The sequence below is a fragment of the Pectobacterium nicotianae genome (assembly GCF_023272715.1).
Classification (GTDB): Bacteria; Pseudomonadota; Gammaproteobacteria; order Enterobacterales; family Enterobacteriaceae; genus Pectobacterium; species Pectobacterium brasiliense.
This window is the reverse complement of sequence record NZ_CP096821.1, coordinates 4,469,480-4,489,233: the sequence shown is the minus strand read 5'-3', so window position 1 is coordinate 4,489,233 and position 19,754 is coordinate 4,469,480. Positions and strand designations below refer to the sequence as shown.

Here is a 19,754-nt window from a genome sequence, read left to right as displayed (position 1 = left end):
TCGACATCAGGAGAAAGTATGCGGTTACGTTATTGGTCAGGTTTACTGGTTGCATTATGTTGTGTGGCTTCCGTTGCCCGTGCGGACGCGGAGCCTAAAGCGTCATCCCCCGATAATCCCTACGCCTTCTTGCAGCAGTCTCAGCTATCCGCAGTAAAACAGCAGCTACAGCAGAAAACGGAAAAGCCGCAGACGCGAATGGCGTACGAGCAGCTTATTTCGGAAGCCGACCGCGCGCTGAAAATAAATAACCCCAGCGTGACGGAAAAGAAATCCACGCCACCCAGTGGTTCAAAGCATGATTATTTGAGCCTCAGCGCCTACTGGTGGCCCGATCCCGACAAAGCTGATGGTTTGCCTTGGATTCGTCGTGATGGGCAGGTAAACCCTGCCAGCAAGGATGAGGAGACCGATGGGGTAAGGCTGGCAAAATTTACTGCCCAAACGCAGGCGTTGACGCTAGCGTGGTATTTCTCTGGCAAACAGGCTTATGCCGACAAAGCCATGTCGATGATCCGTACCTGGTTTATCGACCCCGAGACGCGCATGAACCCTAACCTCGACTTCGCGCAAGGCGTGCCGGGCATCGCGCCGGGCAGAGGCTCGGGCGTGCTGGACGGGCGCTATTTTTCCACCCGCATCGTCGATTCGCTGATTATGCTGCGTCACGCCCCAGGCTGGACGGCGCAGGATGAACAGCAGATGCAGACATGGATGAGTGATTATCTGCACTGGTTGCAAACCAGCAAGCTGGGGAAAAAAGAGGCAACGGCCCAGAACAACCACGGTAGCTGGTATACGGTACAGGTTGCGGGGATCGCCTGGTATCTGGGGAAAATCGACGTGGTGAAATCCATGGCGCAGTTACAGCGGGAAAAATTGGATCACCAGCTGCAACCGGATGGGGCTCAGCCGGAAGAATTGGCGCGTACCCGTTCTTTCCATTACAGCTACTTCAACCTTCAGGCGATAACGGATATGGCTATTCTGGCTTCCCGCGTCGGCGAGAATATCTGGCAGTACCACACGCCAAAGGGAAGCAGTGTGATAAAGGCGCTGGATTTTATGGCACCGTATCTGGATGAAAACAAGGCGTGGCCGCGCAAAACGATGGACAGGCAAAGCAGCCGTCTTATCCCGCTGTTATTGCAGGCGGAGCGTGGTTCGAACACGCCGCGTTATCAGACGCAAATCAGGCAGGCAGGCTTTGCAGAATTGCTCACCGGTGAAGCTGGTGCGCGCGATAAAGAACCGAGTCACATCAGCGTTGAAACTCGCCGCGCACTCTGGCTGCTTAACCCTGTTACGCCATAATTTCCTTGAGCCTCGGCCTCATCAGGCAAAGATATGCGTCCCTGAATCGGGATAAAAAGTGCAGAAATAAAAAAACCGCTGATGTTGTCATCAGCGGTTTTTTGTTTTTTAAAGAAAAAAGCGCGTTATTGCAGGTAGGTGAAGGCCGTCGTGACGTGCTTCACGCCGCCAACTTTACTGGCGATCTCTGCGGCAGAGGTGCCTTCACGCTGTGTCACCAGACCTAACAGGAAGACTTCGCCGTTTTCCGTTGTGACTTTGACGTTAGAGGATTTAACCGTGTCGCTTGCCAGAATCTGTGAGCGCACTTTGGTGGTGATCCAGGTATCCATGGAGGCGGTTCCCATTGAAACCGGCGTGCCTTGGCGTATCTCGTTGTAGACTTCGGCTGCCCCGTCCACGCCGAGGGCGATTTGTTTAGCCCGGCTTGCCATTTCTGTGCTCGGTGCTTGCCCTGTTAACAATACTTTCCCCTGATAAGCCGTTGCAACGATACGAGCCTCTTTTTTCAACTGCTCGTCTTTGCTGATTGCATTCGTCACGCGGACTTCCAGTGTGCCATCGTCAACCTGCGTGCCTACGGTACGCGGGTCCGTGGCCGTTTTGGTTGCCACGGCACTGCCAACAGCAACAACCCCGACACAGCCTTGTAGCAGCAGGGCGATAGACAGCACGGCAAATGCAGAACTTATCCTCATGTAGTGCTCCTTCAATCGTTCTGGTGTGGAAAAAGTGTGTTATCAATTAAATCGCACAGGCAATTTACTGTCAGCATGTGCATTTCCTGAATACGGGCGCTGCGGTGTGACGGGATGCGAATTTCCACATCCTGCGGCCCGAGCAGCCCGGCCAGTTCTCCGCCATCGTAGCCGGTCAGCGCGACAATCGTCATGTCGCGGGTAACGGCAGACTCTACGGCTTTAACAATATCGCGGCTGTTGCCACGGGTTGAAATGGCCAGCAGTACGTCGCCAGCTTGGCCTAACGCTCTGACTTGTTTGGCATAGACCTCTTCATGCAAGCGGTCATTCGCTATCGCAGTTAAGACCACATTATCCGCATTAAGTGCGATAGCCGGTAAGCTGGGGCGCTCTGCTTCAAAGCGGTTAATCATGCTGGCAGCAAAATGCTGCGAATTGGCTGCTGATGTTCCGTTACCGCAGCACAGAATTTTGTTGCCGTTTAGCAGAGACTGCACCATCGCAATCGCGCCACGGGAAATGGCGTCTGGCAAGGCTTCTGCCGCTGCAATCTGCGTTTGAATACTCTCGGTAAAACAAACTTTTATTCTATCCAGCACGTTGAATTAACCTACGTAAATTGAAGGCCATCAAGGAATTAAGATATCCCTGAGTGGTAAAAATGTTATCCCTGTGCGGCAAAGGCGTTAGGGAGCCAGTCGAACTGTTCACCTGTAATTGCCAGCACGTCAAAACGGCAATCCACTGTGTCAAAGCTGGCACCTCGCTGTGCCAACCACACGGCGGCGGCATGCAACAACCGCTGCTGTTTGCGTCGGGTGACGCTGGCTGCGGCATCACCAAAATGGGCGTTGCGCCGATAGCGCACTTCGACAAACACCCAAATATGGCGATCGCGCATGATCAAATCCAGCTCACCGCCGCGTAGCGTAACATTCGCCGCGGTGAAGGTCAGGCCCGCGCGTTCAAGATAACGCCGGGCCTGTTGTTCGTAAACTGCGCCAGCCGCTCGCTGATTCAGAGAACGGGTACCAGTTGACCCTGACGATATTGCTGCCAGGTTAACTGACGATTGATGGTGCAATCCGGCCCTGAACTCAGCATTCCTGTTGCCCCAGGGATCTGGTGGCCCGGAATCTGGCGCATTTCACCGAAGTGGCTGGCGAGCGTCCAGGCATCCATCCCCATGGCATACAAGCGGACTAACGAGTAATCGTTTTTAAACTGGCTGCTGACCTGCTGCATCAGCGCTGGATTAGCACCGGCTAACAGAGGGATATCGCTGAACTGCAACCCTTCCATTTCGAGGCGGAAGTCAGGACCCAATCCGGCCTGGAAGCTACGTGAGCTGGCGTAGAGCGCCGGACGTGCGCGTGAGGTGGTGCGCATGTCGATCATCGGCTTAATCAGCGCCAGCTCGTCTGGCGTTGCGATGATATAGACCGCATCAATATTGCCACTCACGGACGAACTGGTCGTCGGTTGAACCTGTGACGGGATGGTCAGGCCACCGATGGTGGTGCCTGGCTGTGCCTGCTGCTGCGACACGCTAACAGGCTGACCGCTCAGGCTTAAGCCCGCGCCGCTATTAATCGCCTGTTTTAACTCTGCCGTGTTGCCAAAGCGCTGTTGCAGAGCGCTGGTGCCGCTTTGCTGGTTCCAGGCCTGAGCGAATGCGTTAATGATACGGTCGCCCAGTGCGCCGCGGGGGGCTAGAACCAGCGGCTGCTGTTTACCCTGCTGATGGATAAATTTTGCCGCGTCTCGGGCTTCATCTTCTGGAGAGAGGGCGAAGTAGCAGATGTTAGCGCTATTTTCGACGTGTTCCGGCTGGTTCAACGCCAAAATGTTCAGCGGTGACTGGTTGTTCGCCAACTGATCCACTTCATTTTTCAGCAGCGGACCGATGACCAGCGAAGCGCCATCTTGCTGTGCCTGTGTGAGAATATTCGCCAGCGGTTGTGAAGACGTATCATACACTTTGACCGGGAGTGAGCTGGACAGCCCCGCGCTTGTCGCCTGTGCTTCCGGTGCAGGCGTCGGGGTGGCTACCGCCTGATCGCTGTACGGTGCGGGTGATTGGGCATTCTGACCGTCGGATGATGGGACTACCTGTCCGTCCTGCGCAGCATCCGCTGAAGGTGCTGCAGGGGCAGATACGGGGGCGGTGGCTATCTGACCGTTCTTGGCCGCGTTAAAACCTTGCTGGATGGCATTGGCGAAAACCTGTGCCTGACCATTGAGTGGCAACAGCAATGCGATGCTGTTCACCGATGACTGCTGGTAGTTAATGACCTGATTCAACTGCGTAGGCAGCGTTTTTGCAGCAGGATGGTGTGGATAGCGGGTTTGCCAATCCTGAATCGCGCTCTTTAACTGATCGGGAGAAGTACGGTTATCCTGATAGTTATTAAGCAGATCGACCCAGCCTTGCAGCACATTTTCATTCGCATTAATCAGCAGCGAGTTCGACTCCTGCGGTGACATTTGCGTCAGCGCCAGCCAGGTCTGATCGAGGTTCATCTGGTGCTCGTCGCCTTTCAGCAGCGGCTCTTGAGCGATATAGGCTCGCAGCAGCTCAATGGACGGACGGCCTTGTGCGGTTTTGATTTGCGTCTGGTAGTAACGCTGCTTTTGCTCATCGGAAAGCGCGCCCACATCAAGCTGGCTCAGCGCTGCTTTAGCCGCATCCATATTGTTTTGGGCAACGGACAGTTCCGCACTGAGTAACTGCTGTTCTTGCTTTTGCGCTGCGCTTAATTTTTCTGGCAGTGCATTGAACTGCTGGCTTGCCTGAGGGGCTTTCCCTTCCTGTAACAGGGAACGAATAGCAAGTAATTGCCAGTCAGCCTTGTTATTATCGCTACTTTGCTGCATCTGTTGCAGATAATAATCGGATGATGCGTCGGCTTTGCCCTGAACCTCGGGTTGTGGGCTCTGCGGTGCATGACTTGGACAGCCTGCGAGAAACAGTGCCGCTAACAAAACAGGGATAACACGCCCTGCCTGGGTACGGACGAAATGAAAGGGAAGCATACTGTATCCAGTGATTTTTTTTAAAGATGCTCAATATTAAATCGGCAACCCGGATGAAACAATGAATCAAGACCAACAAGCAGACATTTCTGCATCTACCCTCTACATTGTCCCCACGCCAATCGGCAATCTGGGCGACATCACGCAGCGTGCGCTAGCGGTATTGGCGAGCGTTGATCTGATCGCCGCAGAGGATACCCGCCATACCGGTCTGCTGTTACAACATTTTGCGATTAATGCGCGACTGTTCGCATTACACGATCACAACGAACAACAAAAAGCGGATGTGTTGCTGACTAAATTGCAGTCAGGACAAAGCATCGCGCTGGTTTCAGATGCAGGCACACCGCTGATTAACGATCCCGGTTACCATTTGGTTCGACGCTGCCGTGAAGCAGGCGTTCGCGTGGTGCCGCTGCCGGGCGCGTGCGCGGCGATAACGGCGCTCTCTGCGTCCGGTCTGGCGTCTGACCGTTTTTGCTATGAAGGCTTTCTGCCCGCCAAAACCAAAGGTCGCAAGGATAAGCTGCGTGAGCTAGGGGAAGAGACTCGCACGCTGATTTTCTACGAATCCACACATCGTCTCTTGGACAGCCTGCAGGATATCAGCGAGGTGCTGGGAGCCGAGCGCTACGTGGTGTTAGCGCGCGAAATCACCAAAACCTGGGAATCGATTCACGGCGCGCCCGTGGGCGAATTACTGGCCTGGGTGAAAGAAGATGAGAATCGGCGCAAAGGGGAAATGGTGCTGATTGTGGAAGGACATCAGATTGACGACAGCGCGCTGTCTGCGGAAGCGCTGCGCACGCTGACGCTATTGCGTGCCGAGCTACCGTTGAAGAAAGCGGCGGCGCTGGCGGCAGAGATTCACGGCGTGAAGAAAAACGCGCTTTACCGCTATGGGCTGGAGCAAGAAGGCGATAGCGGTGAATCGGAGGATGACAAGTAGGGCAATTTGCCCTATCATCCGCGCCGGAGTTGACCAGACAGTCGCCGCTTCACTGCCGTCCCTTTCGGGGGAGACAGGTGGAGGGGAGGAAAGTCCGGGCTCCATAGGGCAGGGTGCCAGGTAACGCCTGGGAGGCGCAAGCCTACGACTAGTGCAACAGAGAGCAAACCGCCGATGGCCCACGCAAGTGGGATCAGGTAAGGGTGAAAGGGTGCGGTAAGAGCGCACCGCGCGACTGGCAACAGTTCGTGGCACGGTAAACTCCACCCGGAGCAAGGCCAAATAGGGGTTCACATGGTACGGCCCGTACTGAACCCGGGTAGGCTGCTTGAGCCAGTGAGTGATTGCTGGCCTAGATGAATGACTGTCCACGACAGAACCCGGCTTAACGGTCAACTCCCTTCATCATAAAACCCCGCTTCGGCGGGGTTTTGCTTTATGGGGTAGGCAAGATGAATGACTGTCCACGACGCTTTTTATGAAAGAACGCGGCTTAACGGTCAACGCCCTTCATCATAAAACCTCGCTTCGGCGGGAGGCTTTTTCTTTCATCCTGCCATGTATGCCATACCTTTCAAATTAATTGATGTTCTCCATCACATAACTCTGACTTTTTCTGTGTCATAAAGCGCGTAAAGTAAGGCCATCGTGTGCGGCTGCACGCTCGCTGACATCTTTCAGAGGATATGACTATGAACAACACTTCCCGGATGCCTGCACTGTTCCTCGGCCACGGTAGCCCGATGAACGTGTTGGAAAACAATGTGTATACGCAGGCATGGCAAACGCTGGGTGAGACGCTACCGCGTCCGAAGGCGATTATCGCGGTTTCTGCCCACTGGTATACCCGTGGTACGGCTGTGACGGCAATGGAAAACCCGCGCACCATCCATGATTTTGGCGGCTTCCCGCAGGCGCTGTTTGATACCCAGTATCCGGCACCCGGTTCTCCTGAATTGGCGGCGAGAATTCAGCAGGTGCTGGCTCCGTATCCCGTTACCGCCGATCAAAGCCAATGGGGTTTGGATCACGGCTCCTGGGGTGTGCTGATCAAGATGTATCCCGATGCGGATATTCCCGTTGTGCAACTGAGCGTGGACGGTACGCAGCCTGCCGCGTATCACTACGAATTAGGGCGCAAGCTGGCAGCCCTGCGTGATGAAGGCTTCATGATTGTGGCGAGTGGCAACGTCGTGCATAACCTGCGGATGGTGAAATGGGACGGTGACGCTGAGCCGTATCCGTGGGCCATTTCGTTCAATCAATTTGTGCGTGATAACCTGACTTATCAGGGCGACGACCACCCGCTGGTTAATTTTATGCAGCATGAGGGTGCCGCATTATCCAACCCGACGCCCGATCACTATTTCCCGCTGCTCTATGTGCTGGGAAGCTGGGACGGTAAAGAGGCGATCGGCATTCCGGTCGATGGGCTTGAAATGGGTTCGCTGAGTATGCTGTCGGTGCAGGTGGGATAATCCGCTTTTGGTGGCAGAAATGAGAAGGCACGGTCTTCACCGTGCCTTCTATACTCGTCATACTTCAAGCTGCATGTATGTTGGCTGCGCTTAAATACTCGGCCCGTCGTGGGCCTCGCCCTAAAGGGCCGCTGCAAGCAGCGTTCAAATCTGCTCCCGGCAGATTTGTCACCCGAATCACTTACCTGAGTAAGCTCATCGGGATGCCTTCTCTTGCCGCCGCCATGCAACTCGAATTATTTAGAGTATATTTTTCTGCTTAATCCAGAATGGTATGCGGATAGAAGCGCGAGAGATCCTGAGTGATCAGGGCGCGATCTTCACGTACGCCGATACCACAAGGTTGATCGTTTACCAGCCAGCTACCAATCAGCGTGTAGCTGTCGCCGAATTTTGGCAGTTGATGGTACTGCTGGACGATCATCCCTTCTTCGCCGTAAGGGCCATCGGCTGACGCAATCTCTTTGCCATTTTCGACGATCTGGATGTTCGCCCCTTCGCGTGAAAACAGCGGCTTAATGACGTAGCTGTCTAGTTCAGGGTGTTCATCTTCCGCGAAATAGGCAGGAAGCAGGTTGGGGTGGTTTGGGAACATTTCCCACAGCATTGGCAGCAACGCTTTATTGGAAATAATGCTTTTCCAGGCCGGTTCCAACCAGCGCACGCCGGCATCTTCCAGCTTGGTGGAAAACATCTCGCGCAGCATGAACTCCCACGGATACAGCTTGAACAGATTACCAATTACCTGATTTTCAGGGTCGGTAAACTGGCCTTTCTCACCGAGGCCAATTTCCTCAATGTACAGAAACTCGCTCGGCAGACCGGCTTCCAGCGCGCAATCTTGAAGGTATTGCACCGTGCCGCGATCTTCTTCCGTATCCTGACAGCAGGCGAAGTGCAGCAGGCCGAAGCCGTGATTGAGCTTTAGCTCTTCAAAGCGTTCGATCAGCTTTTCCTGAATGCTGTTGTACTGGTCTGAATTCTGCGGCAGATTTCCGGCGTTGATTTGATCTTCCAGCCAGAGCCATTGGAAAAAGGCCGCTTCGTACAGCGACGTCGGTGTATCCGCATTGTTCTCCAGCAGCTTGGCTGGAGATTTGCCGTCATACGCCAGATCGAGGCGTGAATACAGCGAAGGCTGATTGGTACGCCATGAATGTCTGACGAATTCCCAGGTGTGTTTAGGAATTCGGAATTTGGCGAGCAGCGCGTCGCTGTTGACGACTTTTTCCACCACCTGCAGACACATCTGGTGCAGCTCGGCGGTGGCTTCTTCCAGCTCTTCGATCTGGGCAAGTGTGAACTGGTAGTAAGCCTCTTCGCTCCAGTAGGGCTCGCCATACATGGTGTGGAAACGAAAACCAAATTCGGTGGCTTTTTCCTGCCAGTCAGGACGCGCTGTAATATCTATCCGCTTCATCTAATACGTCCTCAGCCGCCCATGCTACGGGAAGAGCTGGAACTTGAACTGGCGCTGCTGCGCTGCATGCTGTTTTGTTTCGCGACGGTTTCACCAAAGCCACCACGCGTGATGGTTGAGGTCGTTGCAGGCTTCGGTGCCAGTGCGGTTTTCGGCACGGTCATCGTGCGGCCTGTTGTCGCGTTGCCATAGTTTTTACCAGCGGCATCAACGAACTGGCCATTGGCCGGGCTGGCTGGCGTTTTTGGACTGAACAGCGGCTGCTGTGCGAAACCGGCACCGCCACCCATCATTCGGCCCATCATGTAACCGGCCATCAACGGCATCCAGGACATACCGCCGCCCTGTTGAGATTCTGCTGCCATACCGGCCTGTGCCGGTGCAGGCGTTTGAGTACACTGCGCTTCGCCGAATTCTGCTACGCAGTCTTCTTTTGTTGCGTATTTCGGTGCCGTTTTTTCTGCTTCTTTTAACGCATTATTGTATGCAGTGGTGCACTGGGCAGCCATTGACGGGTTAGCAGAAGAACAGTCATCCGCATTCTGGTAGAGGGAGACGGTTTCATCAGTTTGCTCGCAGCCCGCGAGGAAAAATACGGCGCTGACGGCCAAAGCAACAGGTGCCAGACGGTGCGTCCGCCATTCCTTGCGGAACGTTTCCTGATTAATATTTTTTGTACGTTTCATCGTGTTTATCCCAGAGCAAAGCATCACGGCCAATAACAAATAAGTGTGCCTAAGAATAGGGGAACGCTGCTTGAATTTAAAGCGGCAATAGGTGTAACGGGAGGTGTCTTTACGTTGCTATACATTAAGAACCTATCCCATTAGGGCTATTTCGTTTGCCATTTTGAACCTGGGCAGTGCTCGAAATCCTCACGTACTACGTGTACGCTCCGGTTTCTGCGCGCTGTCCGCGTCCAAACTGGCTGCACCAATAACGCCTACTGGGATAGGCTCTAAGTCGTGCAACGTTTCGCTTTATGGCGAAAGAAGGTGGTGCCTGTGTTCTGGTACAGTTGCGTTATTTTGTGGAAAAGAGACAGGTATGAAAAAGGGGAACCGTGGTTCCCCTGTATTTGATGCGTGTAAGCGCGGCTACCGATTAACGCTGCGCCGAGGCAGTTGTTGCCAGCGGAGCTGTGTTGTCGGTTACGGTCGGCGTCGTTGAAACCGGCTGACCCAGTGACGCATTCAGCGCCTGCAGATCGGCTTCATTCAGCGTGCCCTGCGCGGATTTGATGTTTAACTGATTGATCAGGTAATCATAACGTGCGCTGGAGAGCTGCTGTTTGGCGTTATACAGCGTAGTGGTGGCATCCAGGACGTCAACGATGGTACGCGTACCGACCTGATAGCCTGCTTCCATCGCATCCAGAGAGCTTTGTGCAGACACTTCAGCCTGTTTGTAAGCGTTGATGCTGCTGATAGACGCGGAAATATTGTTAAACGATGAACGTACCGTTTGGATAACAGAACGGTGTGCACTTTCCAGCAGTTCGCTGGCGCTGACGTAGCTGTGCTGCGCCTGTTTCACCTGAGAGTTGGTCGCGCCACCGCTATACAGTGGCAGAGTGAAGTTAATGCCAACTCGGTGTTGCCCGGCGTCGGTGTCGTTGAAGTTGCCGCTATTCGTCCGTGAACCGGAGTAACGAGTATCGCTCACCCCTGTTGACGCGGTGAGATCCAGCGTTGGCATATAGCCTGTTTCGGCGGAGCGAATCTGCTCACGTGCCAAATCCTGGCTCAAACGTGCGGACAACAGGTTCAGGTTGCGATTTTCCGCTTCTTTCAGCAGGTTATTAACCGCTTCCGGTTTCTGGGTAGAGAAACGCTCGATGTTCAGGCCGGCCAGATGTGGGTAGAAATTTCCGGTGATCTGACGCAGGGATTCCAACGCGTTATCCAGCGTATTGCGGGTCAGCACTTCATTTGCCAGCACGCTGTCATACTGAGCCCGGGCGTTCTGGACGTCGGTAATCGCAACCAGACCCACGTTGAAGCGCTGTGTTGTCTGATCCAACTGGCGATAAATCGCCTGCTTTTGCGCATTGATGTAGGACAGCGAGTCAATAGCACGCAGGACGTTGAAATAGGCGGTCGCCGTGTTCAGCATCAGGTTTTGCTGAGCTGTCTGATAGGTGACGTCTTCAATCCCCGCTTGTTTTTCCTGCAACGTCAGCGCACGCCATTTGGACATGTCGAACAGCGTCTGGGTTAACTGCAATGTCGCGCTTTTCTCGTTGTTGTTGACGCCATTGCTGTCACGGTAACCTTTGTTATAGGTATAACCGGCGTTGATTCCCAACTGCGGCAGTAACGGGCTACGTGATTCGTTAATTTTTTCAAACGCGGCGTCGCGGGTTGCCGCAGAGCTGCGTAAATCAGGGTTGGTACTTTTTGCCTGCTGGTAGACTTGTAACAGGTTTTCCGCCTGACTCATGGCGCTAAAACCGCCCAGGCTCAGACCAATCAGAAGAGGGAGCAATTTCTTCATTTGCATTCCTTGTTGTGCAGCAATCTCGCTATGGTAGCGCTGTCTGTAGACGAATAATTGTCGATTCTATCAGAATCTGCCAATAGGATAAGGTAGCTGAACGTGCCATCTTTCAGCGGAATATGTCCACAAGGTCAGGTAAATCGACCTGTTGGATGATTCAGTGCGGCGTTTTGCTGTTCAGTAAGGCACCGAAAAGTGATGCGATGGGTGAGAACCCCCTCACTTGGCCGACGTCACGCCTAATAAGCGTTCAAAAACAATGATGAGTATAATGACAGCGGATTCCGCCATACAATACCGGATTCCATTAATACTTGTTACAGGAGTGCAGTTATGTCGTCTTCCGCATCCGGTCCGGTTACTTTCACCAAAGATGATGTAGAAATTATTGCACGCGAAACGCTGTACGACGGTTTTTTTTCGCTGGAGCGTTACCGTTTCCGTCATCGCCTGTTTAATGGCGGTATGAGCGATGAGGTCAGCCGTGAGATCTTCGAACGCGGCCATGCCGTAGTGTTGCTGCCTTACGATCCGGTGCGTGATGAAGTGGTATTAATCGAACAGATTCGCATTGCGGCCTATGACACCAGCGCGTCTCCCTGGCTGTTTGAGCTGGTGGCTGGCATGATTGAGCCAGGAGAAAGCCACGAAGAAGTGGCGCGGCGCGAAGCACAGGAAGAAGCCGGATTAAGGGTTGGCCGTTGCCGACCGATAATCAACTATCTCGCTAGCCCCGGCGGCACCAGCGAGCGTCTGGCGGTGATCGTGGGCGAGGTGGATACGCGTACGGCGAAAGGTATTCACGGTCTGGCGGAAGAGAATGAAGATATCCGCGTACATGTGGTGAGCCGTAAACAAAGTTATCAATGGGTTGAAGAAGGCATCGTTGATAACGCCGCGTCTGTCATTGCCTTGCAATGGTTGGCGTTGCACCATGAAGAACTGAAACGTGAGTGGGTGGATTGAATTTATGAAACGTTATACTCCGGATTTCCCGGCCATGATGAGGCTATGTGAAACCAACTTCATGCAATTGCGGCGTTTGCTGCCAAAAATTGATGAAGTCGGTGAAATCGCGGTTTATCACGTCAATAATGCGGTCTATCAACTGACGATTCTTGAGTCTACTCGCTATACCTCATTGGTGGAAATTAAGCAGACAGCGCCCACTGTCAGCTACTGGAGCCTGCCAATGATGAGCGTTAGATTGTATCATGATGCGTTGGTTGCGGAAGTGTGTGCCAGCCAGCAGATCTTTCGCTTCAAAGCACGTTATGATTATCCTAATAAGAAGTTGCATCAACGTGACGAAAAGCATCAAATTAATCAGTTTCTTGCTGATTGGCTAAAGTATTGTTTGGCGTATGGTTCGATGTCGATACCGGTTTTTGATACCCAATAGATTTCAAGACGCAGGACGGCGACAGTCGAGCCAACAAGGGAAGGCAGCGTATTCTGCAATTTGAAAGATGACGGGTAGAGACAGATTTACGTAACCAAGGACACCATTTGGAAAGCCTGTTGACACTGCCTGTGGCGAGTGGCGCCAGAGTCAGGATTTTACAAATAACAGATACCCATCTTTTTGCGGGCGAGCATGAAACCTTGCTGGGTATCAACACCTATCGTAGCTATCACGCTGTGCTGAATGCCATCAAGGCTCGGCAGGATGCGTTTGATTTGATCGTCGCGACGGGCGATTTAGCGCAGGATCACACGCTGCAAGCCTACCACCATTTCTCACGCGGGATTGCGCAGATCCCCGCACCTTGCGTATGGCTTCCGGGTAACCACGATTTCCAACCGGCGATGGTCGATGCGCTGGCTGACGCCGGTATTGCGCCGTCCAAGCATGTGCTGCTGGGTGACAAGTGGCAAATCATCCTGTTGGACAGTCAGGTGTTCGGTGTCCCACACGGCGAGCTGAGCGAATACCAGCTTGAATGGCTGGAGCGCAGTCTGAAAAGTCAGCCCGATCGCTTTACGCTGCTGCTGCTGCATCATCACCCGCATCCTTCTGGCTGTACCTGGCTCGATCAGCATAGCTTGCGTAACGCGCATAATCTGTCTGCGGTGCTGGATCGCTATCCACAGGTGAACACCGTGCTGTGTGGTCATATTCATCAGGAGATGGATTTTGACTGGCACGGCCGCCGCTTGCTGGCCACGCCGTCGACCTGCGTACAGTTCAAACCGCACTGCACTAACTTCACCATTGATGACGTGGCGCCGGGCTGGCGCTATCTGGACCTGCTGCCGGATGGCCGTCTGGAAACCGAGGTCTATCGTCTTTCAGGCAGCGAATTCCTGCCTGACATGGATTCGGACGGTTACTAATGCCAACGCTTATTTATCTGCACGGCTTCAACAGTACGCCACAGTCGGCAAAAGCGACGGCTCTGCAAACGTGGCTGGCAGAGCAGCATCCTGAAATCGATATGGTGATTCCACAGCTTCCACCGTATCCGTCGGAGGCGGCTGAGATGATGGAGTCGCTGATTATGGAGCGGGCCGGCCGTCCGGTGGGTATTGTGGGCTCTTCCCTCGGTGGTTATTATGCCACCTGGCTATCCCAGTGTTTTATGCTGCCTGCCGTGGTGGTGAACCCTGCGGTGAAGCCGTTTGAACTGTTGCTGGACCATCTGGGCGAATATCAGAACCCCTACACCGGTGAAAAATATGTGCTAGAGTCTCGGCACGTTTACGATCTGAAGGTCATGCAGGTTGACCGACTGGAATCGCCGGATTTGCTCTGGCTGCTGTTGCAGACAGGGGATGAGGTTCTGGACTATCGTCAGGCAGTCGCGTATTACACGGCCTGCCGTCAAACTGTGGAGTCAGGGGGCAATCATGCCTTTGTCGGATTTGAGCACTTTTTCGCACCGATTGTGAATTTTTTAGGGCTCACGACAGACTGAATCGTCACCTATGATTGAAAAACGATCCGCCGAAAGCGGTTCGTTAAACACCATTCACTGAACTCAAAGAATTAACGCAAACTATGGCTCAATCAAGTTATAACGCTGATGCGATTGAAGTACTCAGCGGACTGGAACCGGTGCGCCGTCGTCCGGGAATGTACACCGATACCACGCGTCCTAACCATCTGGGACAAGAGGTCATAGATAACAGCGTTGATGAAGCGCTGGCGGGTCATGCACGCCGAATTGATGTGATTCTGCACGCCGATCAGTCGCTGGAAGTCATTGATGACGGTCGTGGGATGCCGGTGGATATCCACCCGGAAGAAGGCGTACCCGCCGTTGAACTGATCCTGTGTCGTCTGCACGCAGGCGGTAAATTTTCCGGTAAAAACTACCAGTTCTCGGGCGGCTTGCACGGCGTAGGGATTTCCGTGGTGAACGCCCTGTCTACCCGCGTCGAAGTTACCGTTAAGCGCGATGGTCAGGTGTACGACATCGCGTTTGAAAACGGCGATAAAGTGCAGGAACTCACCGTAACCGGCACCTGCGGACGTCGTAACACCGGAACGCGCGTGCATTTCTGGCCGGATGAAAAGTTCTTCGACAGCCCCCGTTTTTCCGTCTCCCGTTTGACGCACCTGCTGAAGGCCAAAGCGGTCTTATGTCCCGGTGTAGAAATCATCTTCAAAGATAAAGTTAACAACACCGAGCAGCGCTGGTGCTATCAGGATGGCCTGAATGACTACCTGTGCGAGGCGGTAAATGGCCTGATCACGCTGCCGGAAAAACCGTTTCTGGGGTCGATTACTGGCGATACGGAAGCCGTAGACTGGGCGCTGCTCTGGCTGCCGGAAGGCGGTGAGCTGCTGATGGAAAGCTACGTTAACCTCATCCCGACGCCAATGGGCGGGACGCACGTTAACGGCCTGCGCCAAGGCTTGCTGGATGCGATGCGTGAATTCTGCGAATTCCGCAACATTCTGCCGCGCGGCGTGAAGCTGAGCGCAGATGACATCTGGGAGCGCTGTGCTTACGTGCTGTCGGTCAAAATGCAGGAACCGCAGTTTGCCGGGCAGACCAAAGAACGTCTCTCTTCTCGCCAGTGCGCCGCGTTTGTGTCCGGCGTTGTGAAAGACGCTTTCAGCCTGTGGCTGAATCAGAACGTACAGGCTGCGGAGCAGTTGGCCGAGCTGGCGATTTCCAGTGCTCAGCGCCGTATGCGCGCCGCTAAAAAAGTGGTGCGTAAAAAGCTGACCAGCGGGCCTGCACTGCCTGGCAAACTGGCGGATTGTACCTCGCAGGATCTCAACCGGACGGAGCTGTTCCTGGTGGAAGGGGATTCGGCGGGCGGGTCGGCGAAGCAGGCGCGCGAGCGTGAATTCCAGGCGATCATGCCACTAAAAGGTAAGATCCTGAATACCTGGGAAGTGTCCTCCGATGAGGTTCTGGCGTCGCAGGAAGTACACGATATTTCAGTCGCGATCGGTATCGATCCTGACAGCGCCGATCTCAGCCAACTGCGTTACGGCAAGATCTGTATTCTGGCGGATGCGGATTCCGATGGTCTGCACATTGCGACGCTGCTGTGCGCGCTGTTTGTCCGCCATTTCCGGGCACTGGTTCAGGGTGGGCACGTTTATGTTGCCATGCCGCCGTTGTACCGTATCGATCTGGGCAAAGAGGTGTACTACGCGCTGGACGAAGAGGAAAAAGCGGGCGTGCTGGAACAGCTTAAGCGCAAGAAAGGCAAGCCTAACGTACAGCGCTTTAAAGGTCTGGGCGAAATGAACCCGCTACAGCTGCGTGAAACCACGCTGGATCCCAACACTCGCCGTCTGGTGCAGTTGACCATCAACGAAGACGATGTCGATCAGACGATGGCGATGATGGATATGCTGCTAGCGAAGAAACGTTCTGAAGATCGCCGCAACTGGCTGCAAGAGAAGGGCGACAAGGCGGAGATCGAGGTCTAACTGCCGACTCTGCATTAGCTAAACAAAAAATGACAAGCTGGCTGTATGGTGAGCGAAAAGGCTCATGATACAGCCAGCTTTCTTCTTTTCAGTTCTCAGCAAATCAGCAGACGACCTTGCCACTTATCCTTAAGCCTATTCGTCTGATTCTGTCGTTTTCTTTACGATGCCGGTTAACCACTGCGGCTCAACGTTTCTCACATCTCACCTGCGCATCCCATCCTGACAGGGCGTATTGAACGATATTCTCAAGTTCTGTGCGGCTGGTGCCATCGCGTGATTGCAGCACCATTCCGCCCTGTATCGCGAGAACATAGCGCGCCAGTCCGTTAACGTTCAGCGCGGCGTCCAATTCCCCCTCAGACACAGCTTGCTCAAAGCGTGTTTCTAGCTTTTTCAGCGCCTGCGCGCGCGCATCCCGCACGATAGCGCCAAGGGTGGCATTTCCCTCTTCGCCGACGGCGGACAGCACCAGCATGCAGCCGGGAGGATCGTCTGAGCCGTTCGCGCCGGTGAGCGCTGCGGCTGAATCCATCAGGTAGGCCTGAACGGCGTCACGAACCGTCTGAGCGCTATCGAAACCCGCCCAGACGCGTGGGCCATAGTGTTCGGCGTAGTAGCGAACCGCTTCGGCGTACAGTTCCTCTTTTGACCCAAACGCGGCATACAGGCTGGGCGAACCGATCCCCATTGCGGCGGTGAGATCGGACATAGAGGTAGCGGAAAAGCCCTTGTGCCAGAAAAGGCGTGTTGCCTTTTCCAGCGCTTTTTCGCGATCGAACGCCCGTGGTCGCCCTTTAGCGGGACGCTCCGTTGCGATGTTTTTAGGCGTAAATGAATTCTGCATCGTTCGTTACATAAATGAATTGACGGTTACCCAGAGGGCGTTTATAAAATTATATATCAATCACTACAAAATAGGGTAAGCGATGACTGAACTTGCAGGTAAAAAAGCGCTGGTGACTGGCGCATCTCGCGGTATTGGTGCGGCCATTGCGCTTGAACTGGCGGAAAAAGGCGCAGATGTGGCGATCACCTACCAGAACTCTGAGGCACGGGCATTGGACGTGGTGCGGGCGATTGAAGCAAAAGGCCGCCGTGCCTTCGCGATAAAGGCCGATAGCGCGGACGCTGAAGCCGTTGTGCGCTCGGTGAACGAGGCCGCAGACGCGTTGGGCGGTCTGGATATTCTCGTCAATAACGCCGGGATTGCTCGCGGCGGCATGCTGTCGCAACTGAGCCTTGCTGACATTGATGACACGCTGAACGTGAATGTGCGTGCCGTGGTGCTGGCATCGCAAGCGGCTATCCCGCATTTAGGTCAGGGTGGTCGTATTATCTCGATAGGGTCGAGTGTCGCCGAGCGTGTTCCTATGCCGGGAATGTCGGTCTACGCGATGTCCAAATCGGCGTTACTTTCTTTCACCCGCGGGCTGGCGCGTGAGCTGGGGCCGAATGGTATCACCGTGAATCTGGTGCATCCGGGGTCAACCGATACGGACATGAATCCGGCTGACGGCGAGTATTCAGAGGCACAGCGTTCGTCGATCGCACTGGGTCATTATGGCAAGCCTGAAGACATTGCGGCAGCGGTTGCGTTTCTGGCGAGCCCGGCTGCGCGACAAATTACGGGAACCGGGATCACAGTGGATGGCGGATCTAACGCCTAACGCGATCTTTATCCTGTTTCATCTTGCCGGGGTGGATAAGCCGCTTTGGCAGGATGATGTTCGGACGGTGGCAGTCATTTACAGGTGACTGCGGTATGATGCAAGTACACGATAACGCTTGGTGAAGACCGAATCGACGGCAGGTGTACGCGCTTATGAAAGTCACGCTTGAGGAACTTCAGGCTTTTGTGGTGGTGATCGACACCGGTTCGATCACGGCGGCAGCGGAACAGCTTGGGCAAACCACGTCGGGCATCAGCCGGGCGCTGCGGCGTCTGGAAGACAAGCTGGGGACGACGCTGTTGCATCGTACCACGCGACGCCTCTCCCTTTCCGAAGAAGGCACGATGTTTCTTGAGCACGCCCGTGGTGTGATTCACGCCGTAGAGCATGCCGAAGAACAGGTGTTACTGCGCCATGAGCAACCGAGCGGACGGCTGCGAATCAACTCGGGTTCGGCATTTATGCAGCATGTGATCGTGCCTCTGGTGCCGGAATTCCGCCGCCGCTATCCCAAGATCGTTCTTGAACTCAACACTGACGATTTCATTATTGATTTGCTTGAGCAGCATACCGATATCGCCATTCGCATCGGTACGCTCAAAGATTCCACCATTCATGCCCGGCTGCTCGGTGCAAGCAAGCTGCGTATTGTCGCTAGTCCTGAATATCTACAGCAGAATGGTACGCCCAAGACGGTCGAGTCATTGGCCGATCATCTTTGTCTGGGGTTTACCCAGTCGGAGTCGCTGAATCACTGGCCGCTGCGGCATGGGCTTCAGGACTTCTATACCATCAAGCCAGTACTATCAGCCTCAAACGGTGAGATCTTGCGTCAGCTTGCGTTGCAAGGTGAAGGGATTATGCGTATGTCTACCTTCCTGATCGGGGACGATTTGGCGGCGGGGAGGCTGGTACCGATCCTCACTGAGGAGACGGTGGACGCCAGCCTGCCGGTTTACGCGGTGTATTATCGCAATAGCCAATTGGCGGCGCGCATTACCTGTTTTCTGGATTTCATGAGCGAAAAACTCACGGAGAATCCGCTGTGAGGCGTGACCCACAGTGGTAGGGAAGCGAGCCTAATACCGATTAGGCAACGTGTTCGTCCAGATGCTGACGGTAATTTGCAAGATAAGCTGGCACGTCCGGTGCCTTTATCACATCATTGCAGATGAAGGTCGGCAGTGGCGATAACCCGATGAACTGGTTCGCTTTATGGAACGGCAGATACACGCCGTCCACGCCCACACCGTGGAAGAACTGTTCGGGATCGTTGAAGGCCTCCAGCGGTGCATTCCACGTTAGAGACAGCATGTATTTCCGGCCTTGTAGCAGCCCACCCGAACCGTATTTCTTGCTGGCATCCGAACGGCTGCGGCCATCGCTGGCATAAAGCGAACCGTGACCGGCGGTAAATACCTCATCGATATATTTCTTCAGGATCCATGGCGTATCCATCCACCATCCCGGCATTTGGTAAATGATGGTGTCTGCCCACAGGTAGTTCTGAATTTCCTGTTCAATATCGTAGCCGCTGTCCACGACCGTCACGCGCACGTCGTGACCTTTATCGCGTAGGAAACTGGCGGCGACATCGGTAAGGGTATGGTTCAACTCACCTTTGGAGTGAGCGAATGATTTGCCTGCGTCAATCAGCAAAATGTTTTGCATAGGTCTGCTCTCGAATCGGTTATCAACGAAGATGTTGGGCGTAGTCTAGAGCAGAGAGCAGTGCAGAAAAATGTGCGCTAGCGCATAACACTGTTGACTGAATATCAATAATCAAG

At 54.1% G+C, this 19,754-nt stretch carries 19 protein-coding genes and 1 other RNA gene; 11 read left to right on the top strand and 9 right to left on the bottom strand.

Features of this window, described 5'->3' with window-relative positions; genetic code table 11:
* Positions 1 to 18 precede the first annotated feature (18 nt).
* The gene (locus tag MYB54_RS19940) at positions 19 to 1,314 is read left to right on the top strand and encodes an alginate lyase family protein (RefSeq protein WP_014913878.1); all 1,296 of its coding nucleotides are present in this window, start codon (positions 19 to 21) and stop codon (positions 1,312 to 1,314) included.
* A 125-nt stretch (positions 1,315 to 1,439) separates the two neighbouring features.
* Here the strand turns inward: MYB54_RS19940 and dolP are convergent, their stop codons facing one another.
* The 4 genes from dolP to MYB54_RS19920 form a co-directional block, all read right to left on the bottom strand.
* Positions 1,440 to 2,012, bottom strand: coding sequence for a division/outer membrane stress-associated lipid-binding lipoprotein (gene dolP, locus MYB54_RS19935; RefSeq protein WP_014913879.1), 573 nt, complete (start codon positions 2,010 to 2,012; stop codon positions 1,440 to 1,442).
* Positions 2,013 to 2,023: 11 nt separating this feature from the next.
* Positions 2,024 to 2,614, bottom strand: a complete 591-nt coding sequence (gene diaA, locus MYB54_RS19930) for a DnaA initiator-associating protein DiaA (protein WP_005975525.1) — start codon at positions 2,612 to 2,614, stop codon at positions 2,024 to 2,026.
* Positions 2,615 to 2,679: 65 nt separating this feature from the next.
* Positions 2,680 to 3,036 (bottom strand): YraN family protein, encoded by a 357-nt coding sequence (locus tag MYB54_RS19925; RefSeq protein WP_039279491.1) that lies wholly within the window; start codon positions 3,034 to 3,036, stop codon positions 2,680 to 2,682.
* A complete protein-coding gene (locus MYB54_RS19920) occupies positions 3,033 to 5,051 on the bottom strand; it encodes a penicillin-binding protein activator (RefSeq protein WP_040034196.1) in 2,019 nt (672 codons plus the stop codon). The genes MYB54_RS19925 and MYB54_RS19920 overlap by 4 nt, the downstream gene beginning before the upstream one ends.
* A gap of 61 nt (positions 5,052 to 5,112) precedes the next feature.
* Here MYB54_RS19920 and rsmI point away from each other — a divergent pair, with 61 nt between their 5' ends.
* The 3 genes from rsmI (at position 5,113) to ygiD (ending at position 7,478) form a co-directional block, all read left to right on the top strand.
* Complete coding sequence (gene rsmI / locus MYB54_RS19915; protein ID WP_248721272.1) at positions 5,113 to 6,000, top strand: 16S rRNA (cytidine(1402)-2'-O)-methyltransferase; 888 nt, start codon at positions 5,113 to 5,115, stop codon at positions 5,998 to 6,000.
* 25 nt (positions 6,001 to 6,025) lie between these two features.
* Positions 6,026 to 6,404: RNase P RNA component class A (gene rnpB / locus MYB54_RS19910), an RNA gene on the top strand.
* A gap of 288 nt (positions 6,405 to 6,692) precedes the next feature.
* The gene (gene ygiD, locus MYB54_RS19905) at positions 6,693 to 7,478 is read left to right on the top strand and encodes a 4,5-DOPA-extradiol-dioxygenase (protein WP_039524247.1); all 786 of its coding nucleotides are present in this window, start codon (positions 6,693 to 6,695) and stop codon (positions 7,476 to 7,478) included.
* A gap of 259 nt (positions 7,479 to 7,737) precedes the next feature.
* Here ygiD and MYB54_RS19900 read toward each other — a convergent pair whose 3' ends face one another.
* From MYB54_RS19900 to tolC, 3 genes are all read right to left on the bottom strand, one after another.
* A complete protein-coding gene (locus tag MYB54_RS19900; RefSeq protein ID WP_010297418.1) occupies positions 7,738 to 8,898 on the bottom strand; it encodes a glutathionylspermidine synthase family protein in 1,161 nt (386 codons plus the stop codon).
* A gap of 11 nt (positions 8,899 to 8,909) precedes the next feature.
* On the bottom strand, positions 8,910 to 9,584 hold the full coding sequence (locus MYB54_RS19895) for a DUF1190 family protein (protein WP_010280216.1): 675 nt from the start codon (positions 9,582 to 9,584) through the stop codon (positions 8,910 to 8,912).
* 418 nt (positions 9,585 to 10,002) lie between these two features.
* Entirely contained in the window at positions 10,003 to 11,394 is a 1,392-nt protein-coding gene (tolC, locus tag MYB54_RS19890; RefSeq protein WP_180789026.1) for an outer membrane channel protein TolC, read from the bottom strand.
* A 336-nt stretch (positions 11,395 to 11,730) separates the two neighbouring features.
* Between tolC and nudF the strand changes: the two genes are divergently transcribed.
* The 5 genes from nudF (at position 11,731) to parE (ending at position 16,294) form a co-directional block, all read left to right on the top strand.
* The gene (gene nudF, locus MYB54_RS19885; RefSeq protein ID WP_014913885.1) at positions 11,731 to 12,363 is read left to right on the top strand and encodes an ADP-ribose diphosphatase; all 633 of its coding nucleotides are present in this window, start codon (positions 11,731 to 11,733) and stop codon (positions 12,361 to 12,363) included.
* Between the two features lie 4 nt (positions 12,364 to 12,367).
* Entirely contained in the window at positions 12,368 to 12,799 is a 432-nt protein-coding gene (locus MYB54_RS19880) for a DUF1249 family protein (protein ID WP_010280219.1), read from the top strand.
* Positions 12,800 to 12,906: 107 nt separating this feature from the next.
* Positions 12,907 to 13,734, top strand: a complete 828-nt coding sequence (gene cpdA, locus MYB54_RS19875) for a 3',5'-cyclic-AMP phosphodiesterase (protein ID WP_010297432.1) — start codon at positions 12,907 to 12,909, stop codon at positions 13,732 to 13,734.
* The gene (gene yqiA / locus MYB54_RS19870) at positions 13,734 to 14,315 is read left to right on the top strand and encodes an esterase YqiA (protein WP_014913887.1); all 582 of its coding nucleotides are present in this window, start codon (positions 13,734 to 13,736) and stop codon (positions 14,313 to 14,315) included. The genes cpdA and yqiA overlap by 1 nt, the downstream gene beginning before the upstream one ends.
* Positions 14,316 to 14,398: 83 nt before the next feature.
* Complete coding sequence (parE, locus tag MYB54_RS19865; RefSeq protein WP_014913888.1) at positions 14,399 to 16,294, top strand: DNA topoisomerase IV subunit B; 1,896 nt, start codon at positions 14,399 to 14,401, stop codon at positions 16,292 to 16,294.
* A gap of 187 nt (positions 16,295 to 16,481) precedes the next feature.
* On the opposite strand, the gene MYB54_RS19860 is transcribed toward parE, so the two are convergent.
* Positions 16,482 to 17,141, bottom strand: a complete 660-nt coding sequence (locus tag MYB54_RS19860) for a TetR/AcrR family transcriptional regulator (protein WP_014913889.1) — start codon at positions 17,139 to 17,141, stop codon at positions 16,482 to 16,484.
* A gap of 82 nt (positions 17,142 to 17,223) precedes the next feature.
* On the opposite strand from MYB54_RS19860, the gene MYB54_RS19855 reads away from it, so the two are divergent.
* The gene (locus tag MYB54_RS19855; RefSeq protein ID WP_014913890.1) at positions 17,224 to 17,964 is read left to right on the top strand and encodes a 3-oxoacyl-ACP reductase family protein; all 741 of its coding nucleotides are present in this window, start codon (positions 17,224 to 17,226) and stop codon (positions 17,962 to 17,964) included.
* A 155-nt stretch (positions 17,965 to 18,119) separates the two neighbouring features.
* A complete protein-coding gene (locus MYB54_RS19850) occupies positions 18,120 to 19,016 on the top strand; it encodes a LysR family transcriptional regulator (RefSeq protein ID WP_014913891.1) in 897 nt (298 codons plus the stop codon).
* A 40-nt stretch (positions 19,017 to 19,056) separates the two neighbouring features.
* Here MYB54_RS19850 and MYB54_RS19845 read toward each other — a convergent pair whose 3' ends face one another.
* Positions 19,057 to 19,638: an NAD(P)H-dependent oxidoreductase gene (locus MYB54_RS19845; RefSeq protein WP_014913892.1), complete on the bottom strand. Its 582-nt coding sequence runs from the start codon at positions 19,636 to 19,638 to the stop codon at positions 19,057 to 19,059.
* Positions 19,639 to 19,754 lie beyond the last annotated feature (116 nt).

What these genes read in the sequence shown, in the direction of transcription:
- MYB54_RS19920 (WP_040034196.1), bottom strand. Translation starts at nt 5,051, where the DNA reads ATGCTTCCCTTTCATTTCGTCCGTACCCAGGCAGGGCGTGTTATCCCT.
- ygiD (WP_039524247.1), top strand. Translation starts at nt 6,693, where the DNA reads ATGAACAACACTTCCCGGATGCCTGCACTGTTCCTCGGCCACGGTAGC.
- MYB54_RS19880 (WP_010280219.1), top strand. Translation starts at nt 12,368, where the DNA reads ATGAAACGTTATACTCCGGATTTCCCGGCCATGATGAGGCTATGTGAA.
- MYB54_RS19845 (WP_014913892.1), bottom strand. Translation starts at nt 19,638, where the DNA reads ATGCAAAACATTTTGCTGATTGACGCAGGCAAATCATTCGCTCACTCC.
- MYB54_RS19855 (WP_014913890.1), top strand. Translation starts at nt 17,224, where the DNA reads ATGACTGAACTTGCAGGTAAAAAAGCGCTGGTGACTGGCGCATCTCGC.
- MYB54_RS19860 (WP_014913889.1), bottom strand. Translation starts at nt 17,141, where the DNA reads ATGCAGAATTCATTTACGCCTAAAAACATCGCAACGGAGCGTCCCGCT.
- nudF (WP_014913885.1), top strand. Translation starts at nt 11,731, where the DNA reads ATGTCGTCTTCCGCATCCGGTCCGGTTACTTTCACCAAAGATGATGTA.
- parE (WP_014913888.1), top strand. Translation starts at nt 14,399, where the DNA reads ATGGCTCAATCAAGTTATAACGCTGATGCGATTGAAGTACTCAGCGGA.
- MYB54_RS19850 (WP_014913891.1), top strand. Translation starts at nt 18,120, where the DNA reads ATGAAAGTCACGCTTGAGGAACTTCAGGCTTTTGTGGTGGTGATCGAC.
- MYB54_RS19940 (WP_014913878.1), top strand. Translation starts at nt 19, where the DNA reads ATGCGGTTACGTTATTGGTCAGGTTTACTGGTTGCATTATGTTGTGTG.
- yqiA (WP_014913887.1), top strand. Translation starts at nt 13,734, where the DNA reads ATGCCAACGCTTATTTATCTGCACGGCTTCAACAGTACGCCACAGTCG.
- rsmI (WP_248721272.1), top strand. Translation starts at nt 5,113, where the DNA reads ATGAATCAAGACCAACAAGCAGACATTTCTGCATCTACCCTCTACATT.
- dolP (WP_014913879.1), bottom strand. Translation starts at nt 2,012, where the DNA reads ATGAGGATAAGTTCTGCATTTGCCGTGCTGTCTATCGCCCTGCTGCTA.
- MYB54_RS19895 (WP_010280216.1), bottom strand. Translation starts at nt 9,584, where the DNA reads ATGAAACGTACAAAAAATATTAATCAGGAAACGTTCCGCAAGGAATGG.
- tolC (WP_180789026.1), bottom strand. Translation starts at nt 11,394, where the DNA reads ATGAAGAAATTGCTCCCTCTTCTGATTGGTCTGAGCCTGGGCGGTTTT.
- MYB54_RS19900 (WP_010297418.1), bottom strand. Translation starts at nt 8,898, where the DNA reads ATGAAGCGGATAGATATTACAGCGCGTCCTGACTGGCAGGAAAAAGCC.